Here is a 17,155-nt window from a genome sequence, read left to right on the forward strand (position 1 = left end):
GACTTTGGAAGTTGCCCTTGATTGAGAATACTTAAAATGTTACAAAAAAGTGATGATTTTAGCTCCGAGTAAAAAAGCCTTTGATAAACTGTTAAAAAAAATTAATGAAGGAAGCCCTGTTGTAATTCCTACGGAAACAGTTTATGGCCTGGCTGCAAGAATTGATCAAATTGATTCAATTAAACAAATTTTTACACTTAAACAACGACCGTTTTTTGATCCCTTAATTGTACACATTTACCATATAGATCAATTAAAAAGTTTGACCCATTTTGAGTCACCTATTTTGCATCAATTAATCCAAGAATTTTGGCCTGGGCCTCTCACTTTGGTTCTTCCCAAAACGAGTCAAGTTAACCCATTAATCACTTCTGGATTAGATTCTGTTGGGATTCGAATGCCTAACCATCCCTTGGCTCTTCAATTTTTAAAGGAAGTTAAAATTCCTTTAGCCGCCCCTAGCGCAAATCTTTTTGGTCATACCAGCCCAACGAAAGCCCTCCATGTACAAAATGAATTTAATTCTGAGTCGCTACTCATTTTGGATGGAGGAGATTGCCAAGTGGGTATCGAATCCACAGTCATGAAATTAGAAGAGAATCAATTAACCAAACAAATTGAAATTTGCATTTTGAGAAAAGGTGTTATCACAAAGTCGATGATAGAAAGGTCCCTAAAAGAGTTTTCTGGAATATTTAAGTTTATCGAAGGAACAGACAAAAGAAATTCCCCAGGGCATATGAAGCACCATTATATGCCTCAGACGCCATTAATTTTTTTAAGTCAGCGTTTAGATTTTAAAGAAATGATCCAAGATGTTGAAAAAGATTTTAATAAAATTCCTGATGAGATTGATGGAGTAAAAATTAGAAAACCAAAGGGATCTATTAAAAATTGGACCGAAATTATCTTTAATCAAGACCCTGTCCTGGCCTGTAGGGAGCTTTATAGTACCTTGAAAGAAGCTTCAGAAAAAAACGACGACATTCTTATTTTTCAAAAAAAAGACTATATGGAGACAGAGGCTTGGGAAGGGTTTCTAGAAAGATTGAATAAAGCTGCTAGTTTACACTATTAGTCCCACCTTCAGCTAAACATGGACCTCAGCACCCCTTCTGAATTCAACGTGTCAATATTTGTTATTTTTTCTTATCACTTTATTAAGTTTGCAGGATATTATGAACTTTCAAGAGTGCAAGGAAGCTATGAATATCAAATTAACACTTATTACTTTTTTTATTGTTACGGCAACTATTAAATTCGTATTTGCAAACGAAACCAAAGTGGTTTCGCCACAGAACACTCAACTTGATTTGAAACAAGTTTGCTTTGATTCTCTTATAAAGTTTCCAGGACAGAGTGATTTGCTGAAATTGAAAAATACCTGCGAAAAAGTATTACAATTGCCAGAATGTATCAGCGTTCAGGGCGAAAAGATTTTTCATTATGAAAAAAAGGGTCAAACCAATGAGACTAAAAAGATTCTTGTTTTTTCATTGATTCATGGAGATGAAACTCCGGCTGGAACCGTTGCAAGATTTTGGTTAAATCGGTTGGAATCCATAGAGCCCAGAAACCACTGGCGAGTTGTTCCTATTTTAAATCCAGATGGTGTTAAGGTGAAAACCAGATACAATGCCAATAAGATCGATTTAAATAGAAACTTCCCGACAAAAGATTGGGATGATTTAGCATTGAAGTATTGGAAAATCAGTTCTAACAGCAATCCTCGAAGATATCCGGGGGAAAATTCAGCGAGTGAGCCAGAAACAAAATGTGCTTTGAAGCACATAGAAGATTTTAAACCTGATTTTATTATTTCAATTCATACACCGTTAAATGTGTTAGATTTTGATGGACCTAAAGTTTCTCCTCCTAAGTTTTCTTATTTGCCATGGAGGTCCTTAGGGCATTTTCCTGGAAGCCTAGGACGTTACATGTGGTCAGAAAGAAAAACGCCAGTACTAACTATGGAATTGAAAGACTCGCTTCCAGCGACCAATAAAACACTAGAGGATCTTCAGGACGTTATCGGTTCCCTCGTTAAGCATGAAATGTAAAACAATAAGCCCCCTAACCCGGATATTGCAGCAGAAATCTGATGAAATGTCCGGGCTAATGTTTCTGATTATTTTGTAAGGCTAAATGAAGTTCTTCAATGCGGTCTTCTTTGCTGATCACTTTGTCCTGTATTTCAACTAAACGGCCTAGGAGTTTTACTTTGGCTAATCTAATGGCTTCAAAGATATTCTCGTGGACTGCCTCTTCGTGAATTTGTGAATCGTTATCTCGTAAATGAATAGAAATCCGATGTAAATTAGCATGATTTAATTCGATATGGCTCAATTTAAATGGATCTTTTGCAACGACAGCTGCGACAGTCGTTGGGGTAACAAAAGGTTGGAACTCTGCAATTTGTTGATAAATAAACGACTTCACATCGAGGTTATTCTGAATCATATGTTCAGTTCTTAGTATGTTATTCTCGGAATTGTTGATAAGTCTCAATTTAGATCGCTTTGAGTGGGGGGCGCTCTTTTTTGCCTTTAACGTCGACATATTGCCTCCTTAATGATGAGTATATCATACTTATTTAGGGGGTTAAATTTCGACTAGTCTATTTTAAATAAATATTTACCTAGACTAAATTAATTAGAATAAATAGATTTGTTATCTCATATTGAGAATAGGGGTTACCGTGGTTGAACTTCAGAAATCTCCACAAAGAAAGCTACATCCATCTTGGGACACGCTATTAGCTACTGAGTTTGAGAACGATTATATGAAGAATTTACGTTCTTTTCTTAAAGCTGAGTTAAATCAAAACAAGATGATTTTTCCCAAAGCGGCTCATTATTTTGAATCATTAAATCGAACTCCCTTTGATAAAGTGAAAGTGGTGATATTGGGGCAAGATCCCTACCATGGGCCTGGGCAGGCCCATGGATTGAGTTTCAGTGTGCCTGCTTCTGTGCGGCCTCCGCCTTCTTTAATGAATATTTTTAAAGAAATTCATTCTGATCTAGGAAGAGCACCGTCAGTAAAAGAGGATCTTTCTTACTGGGCGGATCAAGGAGTTCTACTTTTAAATAGTGTTTTAACAGTGGAAGCGGGTTTACCCGCCTCTCATCAGGGAAAAGGTTGGGAGCGATTTACAGATAAAATAATTCAATTATTAAATGATAAATCACAAAATTTAGTTTTTATTTTGTGGGGTGCCTATGCTCAAAAAAAAGCAAGCTTTGTCAATCGAGAGAAACATAAGGTCATCGAATCGGTGCATCCATCGCCTTTGTCAGCTCATCGAGGTTTTCTTGGGAGCAAACCTTTTTCCCAAGCTAATGAATATTTAAAAAAACACAACAAATCAGAAATTAACTGGTGATGATCGTTTTCACCACCAGTTTTTTCCATATTTAAGAGGTCCATTTTTTATATACTGAGCTTTGACTTTTTTGTAGCGAGTGGGCTGAGGCTTCAATTTTATATGTTTGAGTTCTAGCAAGTATCTTTCAGCTTTCCAAACATTTCTTCTTGAGAATCTCCAATCTGATTTTGTGTTGTCTAAGTGGGCCATCTGAAAGGCCGTTATTTTTCCAGTTTTGTCGATGTAAGGGTCGAAGTAACTCATGGCAAGAGATCTGAGGCTTGAATATTGGGGAGCCCGGCCATGCAGTCCGGTATCTCTAGATTTTCCAATGCTCCCCCATTTGCCTTTTTCCTTAAAAATGAAAAGTACATGGTCCAACTCGTCTTGGCTTTCAAAACTGAGTACTAGTGGAGGATAACCCAAAGGCTCCAGTATGGCTGCTGCAAGCATAGCCGCTTCCATGCAATGGGCCTCTTTTTTTTGAAGACAGCTTATGGCTGATCTTAAGGTATCTTTTTTGTTATAGTTAAATGTTTTTAAGAATTGTTGAACTTTTCTAGGAGAGTTAATTTTTTTAGATAAATTTAAAAAAATGGCAATCTCATTTGTTTTCAAAACAATTCCAGACCCTTTCAGACTTGTATTGGCAATAGTTTAGCAAACTTTGATGAAAATCCAAAACATCATTTTCAAAATTTATTTTAGTTTCCATGAGCAATTGTTATTTAATAAATCCAGTTAACGCCATGAAAAGGAAGTCATCATTTGATTACAGTCAGTTACTGTCGATCTAAATTTTTGTATCTCATCAGAGCAGGTCATTATAACCACTTTTTTTTCTTTACGTAGAATGATCTGTCTGACCTGTTGGCCCTTACCTTTATGAATAAAATCAATTAAAAGGGCCTCACTCCCTCCTAAATTCATATTTTTGGTTGTCAAGACTTCAAATCCAAACTGTGGGTATTCTTTCATCCATTTGACTGCATATTGGTGTAAATTTTTATTTAGTCCTAAAGTGTCTTTTCTGAGGGTTAACTGTGCGGATCCTCGTTTCTGAGAGTCTATAGGAGCAAATTTAAAGGATTCAAAGAGAGAAGAATTTGTATCATCAACAAGAGTCCATGGGAGCTTTGATGTATTGAAATGAAATCCGTGAAATGAAAAAAACTTACCCTCTGTAGGATCTGTCAGTAAGGATGTCGAGGTGGCTGGGAAGGGCGCTGAATGAGCAAATTCAATGAAGATAAAAACTAAAAAGAGTACTTTTTTCATTGGTTAACCTTTTGACAGGAAGATTTTGTGTTTAGGGATAAGGATCCCAGATTAATTTTTTTGATACCATTTGCTCTTTCTACCCAAGCAAAAGTTGTTGAGTCATTTGCAAGCCTTTGCAATAGACTTACATTTTCATTTTGAAAAATAAATAATTCGTTCTCACATTTGTCTGAAAAATTATAGGCTTTAAAGAAGGTTTTATTTCCCTTTTTTTCAAGATATTCCAGTGAATTGTTGTTGCCGTTGAAATAGAAATTATATTGAGTGTTTTCAAACAAGGGCCAGGTAGAGTCAGCGTTTAAAGAAGATTTTTGATTCTCAATAGGACGAAGTTTAATCATCTTTTTTCCATTAAATTCCTCGGTAATTAACACTTGATTCAAAGTATCCACCTTAAGTTCGAGGATCGGGAAATCAGTAGTATAAATTGTTTTTTCTTTCAAGGTTTGTAAATTTTTAAGGATGAGTTCGTTTTTTTTGTTGGTTGTTTTTACATAGATTATTTTAGGATCGATATGATTAATAAAGTTTATTTTACCTTCAGGAAGAGAATCATTTGTTAGCCTAACCATTTCATCTTTACTTAAATTGTACATATACAATTCGAAATAATTGTCTTTTTCCAATTCATTTGGATCTAGGGTCAGCATCTCTTTTATTTTATCCGTATCAGAAGAAAAAACAATGACGTCCTGTTTTACCATCTGTGGGCCGGCAATCCTTCCATTGATAAAAGTGATTTGTTTAACTTTAGACGTCGACAGATCTTTAATAAAAACCTGTTGTTGTTTTAAAAATCCAGGCATGGAACACCAGAATATAAGCTGTTCACCTGTATCTGAAAATGAAGGCTCATCACAGTTCCATTCAAAAATATGTTCAATGTTGGGTGCTGTTGCGGGTGGATTTAAGGGGGTGGTTAGGGCTGTATCTTTGGGGGGGATAACGACTTTTGGGATCTTGCTTTGGCAGCTGGAAAAGAAAAACAGTAAGAAGATAAAAGAAATAAACTTAATGACCATGCTCTATTCTAGAATAGTTTTATTAAAGAGACTAGAATTTTTCATAAGATAGGGTCTTATTCTAGGAGTTCGAGGACTTTCTTTGTCATTGAAGAGGGGGAGTGCTTGGAAATAGATTTTTTGTTTGTCCAAAGTTTATTCTTCTTGTCTACATCAGAATAAATTTTATGAGAAAATCTTTCAGGATCTTGGATATAGATATAGTTATTCGTGATGGAGTGCTTAAATCTATAATGGCTTGGTTTTATAGAAATTTTTTTTAACTCTCCAGGTAAAAACCAATACTTCTTCAAAAATGGAAATTCTGGATCTTTGACTAGTAAAATCTCATTTTTAAATTCAACTAAATGGGGAGTAAAGGACCACAATGTTATTGGTTTTCTAGGTCTTTTCAATGGCAGAAGCTTTGTTTGATCATTCGCAAAAGCAAAACAATCTTTGTTCCAAGGACAAAGAGAGCAAAGGGGTTTTTCAGGTGTACAAACTGTGGCTCCCAGCTCCATAAGGGCTTGATTGATAATGCTTGCCTTTCCGTGGGCTACAATTTGATCCACTAAGTTTTGAAACTGCACGCGTACCTTATTTTCCCACCACTTTGATTTTAGACCAAAGTTTCGAGATAAAACACGAATCACATTGCCGTCTAAAACTCCTGTGGATTCATCAAATGCAATGCTAGAGACCGCTCTGGAGGTGTAGGGACCAAAGCCTGGGAGTTGCATCAAAGCTTGATAAGATGTAGGAAAACCGTTTTCTGCAATTAATTGCGCACTCTTGTGCAAATTTCGGGCTCTTGAGTAATATCCAAGCCCTGACCAGTATTCTAAAACCTTTTCAATTGGCGCACTGGAAAGTTTTTGTACCGTAGGAAATTGGGTAATAAATTTTTCATAGTAAGGAATAACGGTGACGACAGTTGTTTGTTGAAGCATCACCTCAGAGATCCAAATCAGATAAGGATCTCTATTTTGACGCCATGGTAATTTTCTTTTGTTTTGGAGGTACCAGGAAGTTAATCTTTGAACCTTATCTTTCATCCTAATGTCTTTGAGTGTGATTATTTTTAGGCCACAACTCACTCCAGTTAGTGGTTTCAGGAACTTGAGATTGTTGTGCATTGAGAAGAACTTTTTTGCTTACAATAACACCTTCTAAAGTCGTTTCTGAAAGAACTTTTCCGCAGGCATCGACAACAGATTCTGCATCAAGTCCATGAAGATGATAAATTTCTTCTGGTCTTCCACATTTGGAATGTCTTCGAACGGCACAGGATTCTTGTCGAGTGCCAATGATGGACCCAAGATTGTCTAAAAGTCCAGGTTCTCCATCATGTATTGAAACAATTGGTATTCTTTGGCCTGACATCATGACTAAATCTTCAGAATTAAGCTCACCTTTTTGATTTAAATATAAATTAGCATTTATGCCTAAATGGTTTCGTAAATAATCATAATTGTTTATATGTCCTTGAATTCCACATAACAGATCCGAAGAAGTTACCACGATGACGTTGGCATAGATACCCTTAGACAATAAAATTTCAGAGGCTTTAATTCCTTCAGTAGCAAGCGCTCCCATGACAAAAATATTAATTACATTTTCGCCAGGAACATAACCGGCATAATCTTGATAATTAATTAAATAATAACCGCCAGCAAGAACTTCTTTTTTGATGACTTCTAAGACTTCAGAATCAGGTAAACATTCAACTAGATCTTCAGAGGTAGCTCCTTCTAAAGAGTATTCAGATCGACAAAGCAATGTTTTCTGAGCTTTAAAGCGAGACTGTTTTTTAAGGTAAGTCATCATGTCTTTTTGCTCAATCCCGCGGGTCACGCCACGAATAAGGACCCCATTGCGACCTTCGTTATCAAATGTTAAATGTCTTTTAATTGCATCACATAAAATCCAATCCAATTCTAAACAGAAAAAAGGCTCCCAAGTAATTTGATTAGGAATCTGGAAATCTGACTTCCATCCATGCTGGGCTCCTTCAGGAGATAAAGTAACTCCCGAGGGGGTGCCCACAACAATAAAACTACTTTTCCAGTATAAGTTATAAAAATATTGATCATGAGCCCTTTTAATAAAGAAATCATACACGGTCATTAGTGGTATAATTGGAATTCCCAAAAGATCTCTTAATTTACCAAAGGAGCCGGCACAGCTCATCACGTTCCCTTCCGCGATTTCAAATCGTAAATACCGGTCGGAAACTTCTTCACCGGGAACTAAGTCAGGAGTTTTGTCTTCTTTAGCTCCGAGTTCAGCTTCTGTATCAGTCATCACTGGAGCACCAAAAATTTTTCCATCCATAGCTGGATTTAAATTCGTACTCGTTCCAACATCAGGAGCCATCATGATCATTAATTCCCCTGGGAGTTTCCAAGTTTTTTCAAAATCAGTTAATGGTTTTTCTTTTTGAGTTGCCGCTGTATTAGCTAACCGAGTTAACTTGGCTGTTAGCTGTCCTAGCATCCATTGAGTATGGGGAAAACTCGTTAATTTTGTATTTATATCTAAAGAGTCTGGAATATTGCCGTGTTCAAATAATTTGGTCGTAAAAAACTTTTTATTTTTTTCTTTAAGAGAGTGCTGGCTTAAAATTTCTTGGTAAAGCTCCTCTCCCCGATCTTTTAAAAATTTAGATTCAGGAGTCGCCTCGTCAAAGCGAGCAAACAAAGTCGTTCCCGTAATATTTTGTTTTTTTCTGAGCTCTTCCATTTCTTCTTCGCTTGGGAGCGCGCTGTGATTTCCAGGAGCTGCAGCCATTTTCAATCCCCATCCCTTTAGAGTATGGGCAATAATAATGGTCGGTTGGCGCTTAGATTTTTTTGATTCTTCCATGGCTTCAGATAAAGCCATAATATCATGGCCACCAAAATCTCTGATCGCCAAATAAAGATCTTCGTCGGTGACATGATCCATGAATTTTTTTAAATTAGCGTGCTCTTTGACGAGTCCTTTTTTTAAAGCCTTCATGTCTTTAACTAACAGCAATGCTTGAATATCAAAATCAGCCAAGATATTTTCTAATAAGTTTTTAAAAGCTTCACCACCAGGCTTGGCAAAAAGTTCTTTTCTTTTATGACCATGTCTGACTTGTATGACTTCCCAACCATTTGCAGCCATCGTTCGCTCAATGCGGTCAGCATCGGTACCGTCCATGATTTTATTATTTGTAATACGATGTCCATCCAAAGACTGGCGATTATAGTCTACGATCCATGTTAAATTGCCAATTTCTCTTTCTGCAAAATCAGGAACCGCTTCATACATGCTACCTTCACGAAATTCTGAATCCCCTGTCACTGCCCAGAAATGGGCCTTAGGGACTTCATAATCATGTTCTTGAGCGTAGCGATAAGCTAAAGCCAGGTAACCTGCCTGTACGGGTGGGATACCAACGGTTCCAGAAGGAAAAAAATGATGATGATCTGGATCAAAAGCTGAATGGTAGGATTGAAATACTGGCTCCCCATTTTGAGAATATTTTCGCAGGCCCATCATGGCGGTATTGCAATCCTCTAAAGAGTATCTAGAAAAATCGTCTTTTAATAATAAGTTCAATAAATAATTATAAGAGTGATCTGTAGGAGAGGCATGAGGCTTATTCGCAATAAAATCAAAACTAGTTTTAACCAGCAAATGCAAAGCTCCCATAATATGTAAGGCACTTGAGGAACCAGCGGCATGGCCGCCAATTTTTGGATCCCCTTTCACCTTATCTGTACGGTGATTGGCCTGGTAAATCATTTGAGTTGCTAAATAATGAGCCCTTAATGCGATCTTATCTAAAGTAGTTTTTGAAGGAGAGTTCTTAATAGTTGCCGTCTTTGATGATGTTGTCATGTGTCCGCCTTTAACTGATTTTCGCTTTGAATTTAATCGAAAAAGACTAAATTTCAAGAAAAATAAATTAAAGACAATAGAGTCTAAGCTTCGAAGAGTCTAAGACTCCAGGACTCTATGATTCTAAGAGTCTAAGACTCTATGATTCTAAGATAAAATCCCATCTGATTTTAACAGTGCCATCGTCTTCAACGATGCCTTGGGGTGGGTTGGGGAAGGGAGCTGCTGACCTAAAGGCTTCAATGGCGGCCTCATCCAGATCTTTGACGCCAGAATCACTTAGCACCTGAACATTTACTAAAATGCCAACTGGATTTAATATAATAAGAAGTTTAGTAATTCTATCTTGATTGGAAGCAATGGTGCGACCCTGGCGAAACATTTTTGTGAGTTTATCTCGGACCTTTGGTTCCCAGTAATGAGAAAGTTGACGACGGATACGATTAAAATAAGTATAATATTTAAATTCCTTAGTATTGAGAATGGTCTCAACGCCAATATCCGTATTCTTTAGATAATCCTGGGTTTGCGAAGGTGAACCTGAAGCACTTGGATTTGAAGGAGTTTCTCCAGAAACGGTATCCACCATTCTATCTTTAAAAGATTTCTTTGCCTCAGCTAAGGGATCGAACACTTGTTTTACACCCTTTGCCAGTTGGTTTTTTTGTTGTTGAGCTTGTTGTGCTCGTTGATGTCGTTGCTGCTGTTGTTGTTGTGGAGAATTCCTAAACTCCCCACGGTTTTTGGCAACAGTTTCTTTTTCAACACGTTGAGTGTTTTTGCTTAAGTACTTCGCATTTTTCGATTCTTCCGTATTTAAACTTTTGTCCGTTTGATCCACGATTTGTTTTAGATTTTTTTCTGTAGATAAGGTCTCGGGTTTAATTCTCTCTAGCGCTGGTGGCGAAACATAATCAACTTCCACTTGGTGGGGCCTGGATGCAGGTACTGGAAAAAAAGAAATTCCACCCAAAAGAAATACGTGAACCAGAAATGAAATTATTAAAAATACATAGAGTGAATTTTTTTTCATCGAAGCTTGCCTCTAATGGAAGATCGGAATGAACTGCAAAAAATGAAGATAAAAATTAAATATTTTCAAATAATTCTGCTTGGCCGGGTCTGGCTTAAAGTTGAGTCCTGGTGTCTGATTAAAAAAGCCAATAGTCCGTTTGACTGTTTCTTATTAAAAATGACATAATAGTCCAATGAAGTTTGATGCTTGGGTAATTTCAGATAAGGGAAGAAAGCGCGAAACAAATCAGGACTCCACTTTGATTAACGCTGAGTTGGGTGTTTTTATTGTGGCAGATGGAATGGGTGGACATTCTGGGGGGGAAGTCGCGTCATCAATGGCAGTAAAAGCCGCAGAGAGCGTGTTTAAAGATCCTGAATGTTTAGACCGCTCTCCTCGAGAGGCGATAGCAAAAGCATATGAAGAAGCTTCGCATTCTATTTTTGACAAGGCAGCCAAAGAAAATCCTGAACTTTCGGGAATGGGTACAACCATGGTGCTTTGTTATTTACGCAAGAATTATATTTATATCGGGAATGTCGGAGATTCTCGATGTTATTTATTTAAGAAACCCTACCTGTGGCAATTAACAGAAGATCATTCCTTAATCAATGAACAAATCAGGGCTGGTGTTTTAACAGAACAACAAGCCTCTCAAATTATTGCCCGAAATGTGATTACTAGGAGTGTTGGCTATGAACGAGACATTGAAGCTGATATTTTCGAGCGCGAGATTTTTTCTGGAGAAACCTATTTGCTTTGTTCCGATGGGCTATCTAGTTTAGTTCCTGATGACAAAATATCTGAGATATTAAGTAACTCGAACCCAGAAATTGCCTTGAAAAACTGCGTGGAACAGGCCTTAATCAATGGTGGTGATGACAACGTCAGTGTTTTGATTTTACACTTTGAATAAGGACTATTTGTTGTGAATAAAAAAAGTTATACGTTTTTTCTTATTTCTAATCAAGACGGGCTAACTAAGAAATTTGTTGTTTCTTCGACAAAAGTTAAATTAATAGCTTTTATTTTTTCTACTGTTTTTTTGATCTTTGCTACAGGTCTAATTGATTATTTTGGACTTTTGGTGCAGGCTCTTGAAAACAAAAAGCTTAAATCTGAAAACGCTCAATTATTAAAACAATTTCAAGTGGTGGAGGGGAAGGTTAGTTCCCTTGAAAACAGTTTGGAACGAGTTAAATCTTTTACGGCTAAACTAAAATTAATTACCAATGTGGATGCTGAAGATAGAATCGCTAAGCTGACCATGGGAAGTAAGCCACCAACGAATAGCGCAGCCAGTGAAGACTATGAGCCTATGGATCAACGTCTCAATACCCAGGGGCTGACAGAGCAAGATAAATTATTTGTAACAAATAAACAATTGAACGATCAAAATGGCGAGCTTATTTCACAAGCCTCCGACAGAGATTATGCTTCTTTAGTGGTACGAATAGATAAAGCAGTGAAAGAAACTCAACTGAAAGAACAAAGTGTTATCGAGCTTTGGGAAGGTCTTTCGGAAAGACAAAGTTTGCTTAACTCAACTCCCAATATTAAACCCGCCAGAGGTTGGTTGACATCCGGTTTTGGTTACCGACTAAATCCTTTTACGGGAAAAAACACCATGCATGCAGGGCTTGACATCGCAGCCACTCCTGGATCTCCGGTCTATGCTCCTGCTGATGGTTTAGTTGTTTTTGCATCTTATGATGAAAGTTATGGAAAACTTGTTAGTATTGATCATGGTTTCGGCGTCTCAACCCGATTTGGTCACAATGCTCAAATTTATGTTCATGTGGGCCAAAGAGTGAGCAAATGGGATGTTATCTCGGCAGTTGGAAATACTGGCAGATCAACGGGGCCCCATTTACATTATGAAGTGAGGATAAATTCAGTTCCCGTGGATCCAATCAATTTCATTCTTGATGAATAAGGATAAGGACCTGTAACAAAAGTGATTTCATCAATCACTTTATCCTGAATTATTCTGCTATAGCTAAGGAAGAGATACATTTAGTATCTACGCCGTAATTGTAGAAAGGTAAATCACTCGCAACCCGTGTAAGCGTTTTAGCGCTGGGATTATAACTTAGTTTTTCTATCGAGTAATTTACAACCGTTGTAGCTGATGAAATAGCCGTAGCCACATACAAGCTGTTATCCACAGAATCGTATGTCATGGCAGAAATGCCATAGAGTAAGTACCCAGTAGTCACATAAGTACTCGAATCATAAATTTTGACTCCGGTGCTAATGGCGTTTGTCGTATCGTCAAAATCGTAGACATAAATTGAGTTAAGATCCGTGGTAATTGCATTCCCTGCGTAGGCTACCATGACTTGGTTTACTGATTGAAGGTAGACAATAGCCACGGGATACGAATTGGCATTTGGAGCTGATCTCACTCCAAGGCAGTGGGCATCTAGACCATTATATCCAGTTGAAGTAATAACACCCCATCTGTTGTTTGAAGCCAGAGCATTGATGTAGAAAATCTTGCCGCTTGAATTAGTTACGGCTCCAATTATATTCGTGTTGGTCGCTCCGCAAATAGTTCCAAGGCTTGTACCAACGTAAGCAGCAGATCCAATTCTTACTCCCTGGCTTGAAAACTTTTCTATCCCTGCAGTCTTAGCTATTAGATATCCATTATCTGGGGTTTTAATTATAGACTTTAGGACAGCACTTAAAGCGGCCGTATTCGACGAAAAAATAGCCCTAGAAGGGCTTGCAGCTTTTGCTACTTTCTCAATTCTTCTGCCTGAAGTACTTTCAACAGCAACGAGTAGATTATCTTTATCTTGTTCAATGGCGCAAACAGGAGAGTCACCCGCATTGGCTGGGGCAGAGTTGAAATCAGCAATGGTCATATCTTTTTTTCCCGTAGCTAGGCTTAATCTATAGACTAGATTAGATGCTGTTGTTGCCGTAAAAGTCGTATTTCCAGTTCCAGAGTAACAGGTGCCAGATGTAACATAAAGATATCTTGGTTTTGTTGTGTCTTCTGTTTGAGGAGGGGTTGTGCTGGCGGCAACTTCATCTGCTTTTTTCTGGCTGCAGGCGGCTCCAAATAAAACTAATAATATTAAAATTTTTTTTAAGTTAGTTAACTTCATTTTTCACCTCACCTGTATACTCTCGGCTCGACTATCGTAAAGCTTTACAGAAAAATGAAATTTTTTTGAAAATTTATTTATTTTTCATAAATTCAAATCAGTTTGTATCAAAATTAACCAAAAAATGGATAAGAAAGAGACATCGTACTATTCAATGACATCCACAGAAGGAAGTGGACATAAGAGCGTGATTCTCTTTTGATTAATAATATTGGCATATTCTTCAAGACTCACGGCGCGTGAATGAGACTTAAATTTTAATTTTTCAAAATTTAAAGTGATCTCTGATTTTTGTGGAGAATTAAATGTTTTACCACCTCGACAGCTGCGAATGATGGGATCGCTTGTATCATTCAGAAACGGATCAATCATGTCACACATAAATTGAGCCGCACCTAAATAGTCTTTTGCTGCTTTAAACTTTAAGTAAGCATCTCGCATTTGTTGGCAAGCGATTTCATGTTCTCTGCTACCAAAAGGAAGAGTCGTTGCGTTTAAATTTTCTAATCGAGACATGTTGTTCATTTGACTTAATGGCTGTGGCGCTTTCGTCGGATCTGGTTTTATGTTTTCGTATTTTCCTTGGCCCACAGTTGTCATAGCATAGGCTCCTTGTTGAAGGAGCTTAACAAAATCTGAAAAGCGACCAATAGATCTTTGATGCATTTCAATATTATTATCTAACCAAGCCAGAACGGGGGATTTAGACCAAAAATATTGATTTCTAAAAAGAGTCGCCTTCAGCTCTTGTGATCTTTGATCTAATTCGCTTCGAATATAGACGGCATCAGGTCGGGACATTTCTTTAAGTACTTTAACAACTCGATTCAAGGACTTTCCTTCGGCTTTTAATTTCTTATATTCAGCATTCCAATTTTGAAATTCTGAATTTTGACTTAGTGCCTGTTCAATTTCTTTGACCTCTTTATTTACGAGGTTGCTGGAGTAAGTAATGGTATCAGCAAGTCGTTTAATCCAAATTTTAGTTTCTTCGGCGCAGAGATTAATAGCTTTATACGTTTCTTCGCTATCATCGGCTAAGACCTTAGCAGATAAGGCTGTTAAGCGGTTTTTAGATTTTCCAAAGGCAATACTAAACTCATCAGATTCTGTTTGAACTTGTGGATCTACCTGACCACCACTGAGTTTTGTCGATTCCACAGAGGTTTCTAATATTCTCATCACGCTTGCTGGAAAGGTTTCACCGTCTTTACTTCTTTTGACTAAGCTAGAACCCATAAGACAAATTCTTTCTTTATCTTCGCCGGCAGCTTTGAGTTTTGCCTGATAAAAATTGAGATTGTATTTGTCCTCAACGATGCGAGCCTCAAGATCTGTGATTACTTTTTCAGTTTGATATTTATATTGCATCAAGGGCAATAACTGACTTGAAGGATTGTTATATCTGGCACGATAGGCCTCAATATTTTTAAATAAACCAGTTTTAATTTCCCCTAAACGACCTTCTTCGCCGAGCTGTAGAAAATCAATTTTTTGTTTTACTTTAACGAATTGACATGTGTTTTGTAAAATGGCTTTTCGCACCTCGGGGTTCGTGAGATCCAAAGAATTTGCGTCCATAAATTGTTGAAAACCTTTGATTGCCGTGGTCGCATAAACTCCGCCAAGCAAAGCCAGCTTGGTAGCAATTCCAATAGCTGGGTTGACAGAAGCAATGACCAAGGCCACGGGTGCTAAGTTATTTAAAACCTCATTCAAAGAAAGAGCGGCTTTAGCTAAGGAGGATTTACTTGAATTACAGTTTTTGTTGAATAATTTGTTGCTACTTAAATTGGTAGCAATGGAGTTTATTCCATAAACAGCATCAGTGACAACTCTTTCGATATCCCGGGTGTTGGCAGAGTTGATATAATCAGGATTCTGCGAAAATTGCTGGATTTGAATAATCATGTTTCTAATTTTTTCACTATCGGAATAAAAATCAGTATACTGAGATTGCTGTTGCTGCATGCACTCGTAGTTTGTTTTCATCGCTTGGCTCATCGCATCCAATCCTCTGAAAATAGAATCATAAGGGTTGCTTTCGAACAAAGGGCAATAAAACTCATTAGGAACTTGGGCCAATTGAAATTGATTGTTTCCCCCGAAGCCGCCGATGCCTCCAATGCCCCCCCCAATACCCCCGATCCCTCCAATACCACCAATGCCGCCAATAGAGGGAAGCAAAGAACCACCGCCTCCAGGTAAAGGAGAAATTCCAGGATTTGTAGGAAAGATGGGGTTTATGACCGGGTCACTCGGTAAAACGGAAAAACTGGGCTCGGTGACTGGAGATGTAGGACTTGTTGGACTCTGAGGGTTTGTAATATCAATTGGGAACAAATTATCATCAGGTCCGCCTGTTGCCGGAGGTTGAGCTTGGGAAACATTAAACGTAAAAAGGGATAAGACCATTATTTTAGCTATTTTAGAAAATGATTTGTTCTTTAATTGCTTGGATAACTTCACGGTATTCAATCCTCCCAATGGCGTTTTTGGACCTTTAGTTCTTAGCATTAAGTCTTTTAAAAGACCATGATGACTTTCTGATTTTCAAAATTCTTTAATTTAATGAAAAATATTCAATCTCAGGGATCTCTGGGGGCGGTAAAGAGGGGGTAGAGAGGGGTGGCAAGGTGACGAAATTTTTAGCGTTGGTGTATAATTTTTATTGAATCATTCTGAGATGATAGTCTCTGGTCGTGAATAGTTGAAACTATAGCTCTTTTCAGATGGCAATGAATTTGTAACAACATTGAATTAATGGGTCAGAATCAGTTCAAAATATTTTTTAAGTCTGTAAGCGCTTTCACCTTCCATGTGAGTTGTGTTCTCGTTTTTGTAAGTTCTGCTAATGGACAAATTCTTCAAATGAGGGGGCTTTCACCCTTAAATGACAAAAATTATTTTAAAATGTTGAAAAAAAAATATGCAAAGAAATCTCAACTGAAACGTCCTACCAAAATGAGTACAAATAAAATTAAGATCGATCTCAAAAAAATTGAACTTTTGCAGGCAAAAAAAATTATTGCGCCAAAACCCATAGCTATAGAGTCATCTTATGTTAAGACTTTAAATGGGACTATTCCAGGAAATCTAGGTCCTTCGCAAAATGAGGGAGAGGTCTTAAAACGTTTTGGGGATCAGGCCATTCAAAACTGGCTAAACTCCCCCGCAGTCAGGAACTCAAGTTTTGGTAAAGCCGCAACTCAGGTTGAAAATGCAATGAAAGTAGAGGCGACGGTACAAACGGCTCCGCACTCGCCAGGAGCGACTCCTATTGACCATAAATTTTCTTTCCAATATTTGGCATTACAGTCTCAAGCAAAAATGGAATACAAGGGCTACACCAACGCCCAAATTAAAATTGATTCTAGTAAAAATGAAACGGCTGTCGAAGTGTCTGAAAAAGTATTTAAAAATAAAGATTTTGTTATCTCGCACACCAAAAATGCGACAGATAATAACAGCACTATGGGGCTACGTTGGAGTTGGTAGG

At 37.6% G+C, this 17,155-nt stretch carries 15 protein-coding genes; 6 read left to right on the plus strand and 9 right to left on the minus strand.

The window, feature by feature from the left end:
- The first annotated feature begins 52 nt into the window (after positions 1-52).
- Positions 53-1,078, plus strand: coding sequence for a threonylcarbamoyl-AMP synthase (locus J0M15_10260; protein ID MBN8537424.1), 1,026 nt, complete (start codon positions 53-55; stop codon positions 1,076-1,078).
- Positions 1,079-1,205: 127 nt separating this feature from the next.
- Positions 1,206-2,060: a DUF2817 domain-containing protein gene (locus J0M15_10265; protein MBN8537425.1), complete on the plus strand. Its 855-nt coding sequence runs from the start codon at positions 1,206-1,208 to the stop codon at positions 2,058-2,060.
- A gap of 55 nt (positions 2,061-2,115) precedes the next feature.
- Here the strand turns inward: J0M15_10265 and J0M15_10270 are convergent, their stop codons facing one another.
- Positions 2,116-2,460, minus strand: coding sequence for a hypothetical protein (locus J0M15_10270; protein MBN8537426.1), 345 nt, complete (start codon positions 2,458-2,460; stop codon positions 2,116-2,118).
- A 238-nt stretch (positions 2,461-2,698) separates the two neighbouring features.
- Between J0M15_10270 and ung the strand changes: the two genes are divergently transcribed.
- Positions 2,699-3,385 carry a uracil-DNA glycosylase gene (ung, locus tag J0M15_10275; protein ID MBN8537427.1) on the plus strand — a complete coding sequence of 229 codons (687 nt, stop codon included), beginning with the start codon at positions 2,699-2,701 and terminating at the stop codon, positions 3,383-3,385.
- A 9-nt stretch (positions 3,386-3,394) separates the two neighbouring features.
- Here the strand turns inward: ung and J0M15_10280 are convergent, their stop codons facing one another.
- The 6 genes from J0M15_10280 to J0M15_10305 form a co-directional block, all read right to left on the minus strand.
- Entirely contained in the window at positions 3,395-3,985 is a 591-nt protein-coding gene (locus tag J0M15_10280; GenBank protein ID MBN8537428.1) for a hypothetical protein, read from the minus strand.
- Positions 3,986-4,108: 123 nt separating this feature from the next.
- Positions 4,109-4,645 carry a hypothetical protein gene (locus J0M15_10285; protein ID MBN8537429.1) on the minus strand — a complete coding sequence of 179 codons (537 nt, stop codon included), beginning with the start codon at positions 4,643-4,645 and terminating at the stop codon, positions 4,109-4,111.
- Complete coding sequence (locus tag J0M15_10290; GenBank protein MBN8537430.1) at positions 4,642-5,670, minus strand: hypothetical protein; 1,029 nt, start codon at positions 5,668-5,670, stop codon at positions 4,642-4,644. The genes J0M15_10285 and J0M15_10290 overlap by 4 nt, the downstream gene beginning before the upstream one ends.
- Before the next feature lie 56 nt (positions 5,671-5,726).
- Positions 5,727-6,707, minus strand: coding sequence for an A/G-specific adenine glycosylase (locus tag J0M15_10295; protein MBN8537431.1), 981 nt, complete (start codon positions 6,705-6,707; stop codon positions 5,727-5,729).
- Position 6,708: 1 nt separating this feature from the next.
- Positions 6,709-9,426, minus strand: coding sequence for a pyruvate dehydrogenase (locus tag J0M15_10300; GenBank protein ID MBN8537432.1), 2,718 nt, complete (start codon positions 9,424-9,426; stop codon positions 6,709-6,711).
- A 235-nt stretch (positions 9,427-9,661) separates the two neighbouring features.
- Complete coding sequence (locus tag J0M15_10305; protein ID MBN8537433.1) at positions 9,662-10,555, minus strand: energy transducer TonB; 894 nt, start codon at positions 10,553-10,555, stop codon at positions 9,662-9,664.
- Positions 10,556-10,730: 175 nt separating this feature from the next.
- Here J0M15_10305 and J0M15_10310 point away from each other — a divergent pair, with 175 nt between their 5' ends.
- Both J0M15_10310 and J0M15_10315 read left to right on the plus strand, forming a co-directional pair.
- A complete protein-coding gene (locus J0M15_10310) occupies positions 10,731-11,453 on the plus strand; it encodes a Stp1/IreP family PP2C-type Ser/Thr phosphatase (protein MBN8537434.1) in 723 nt (240 codons plus the stop codon).
- 12 nt (positions 11,454-11,465) lie between these two features.
- Positions 11,466-12,473, plus strand: coding sequence for a M23 family metallopeptidase (locus tag J0M15_10315; protein ID MBN8537435.1), 1,008 nt, complete (start codon positions 11,466-11,468; stop codon positions 12,471-12,473).
- A gap of 49 nt (positions 12,474-12,522) precedes the next feature.
- Here the strand turns inward: J0M15_10315 and J0M15_10320 are convergent, their stop codons facing one another.
- Both J0M15_10320 and J0M15_10325 read right to left on the minus strand, forming a co-directional pair.
- Positions 12,523-13,656 carry a hypothetical protein gene (locus J0M15_10320; GenBank protein ID MBN8537436.1) on the minus strand — a complete coding sequence of 378 codons (1,134 nt, stop codon included), beginning with the start codon at positions 13,654-13,656 and terminating at the stop codon, positions 12,523-12,525.
- 147 nt (positions 13,657-13,803) lie between these two features.
- Positions 13,804-16,173 (minus strand): hypothetical protein, encoded by a 2,370-nt coding sequence (locus tag J0M15_10325; GenBank protein ID MBN8537437.1) that lies wholly within the window; start codon positions 16,171-16,173, stop codon positions 13,804-13,806.
- A gap of 246 nt (positions 16,174-16,419) precedes the next feature.
- Here J0M15_10325 and J0M15_10330 point away from each other — a divergent pair, with 246 nt between their 5' ends.
- Positions 16,420-17,154: a hypothetical protein gene (locus J0M15_10330; protein ID MBN8537438.1), complete on the plus strand. Its 735-nt coding sequence runs from the start codon at positions 16,420-16,422 to the stop codon at positions 17,152-17,154.
- Position 17,155: the final 1 nt, after the last annotated feature.

Source organism: Deltaproteobacteria bacterium (genome assembly GCA_017302835.1).
Lineage (GTDB): Bacteria > Bdellovibrionota > Bdellovibrionia > Bdellovibrionales > Bdellovibrionaceae > UBA2316.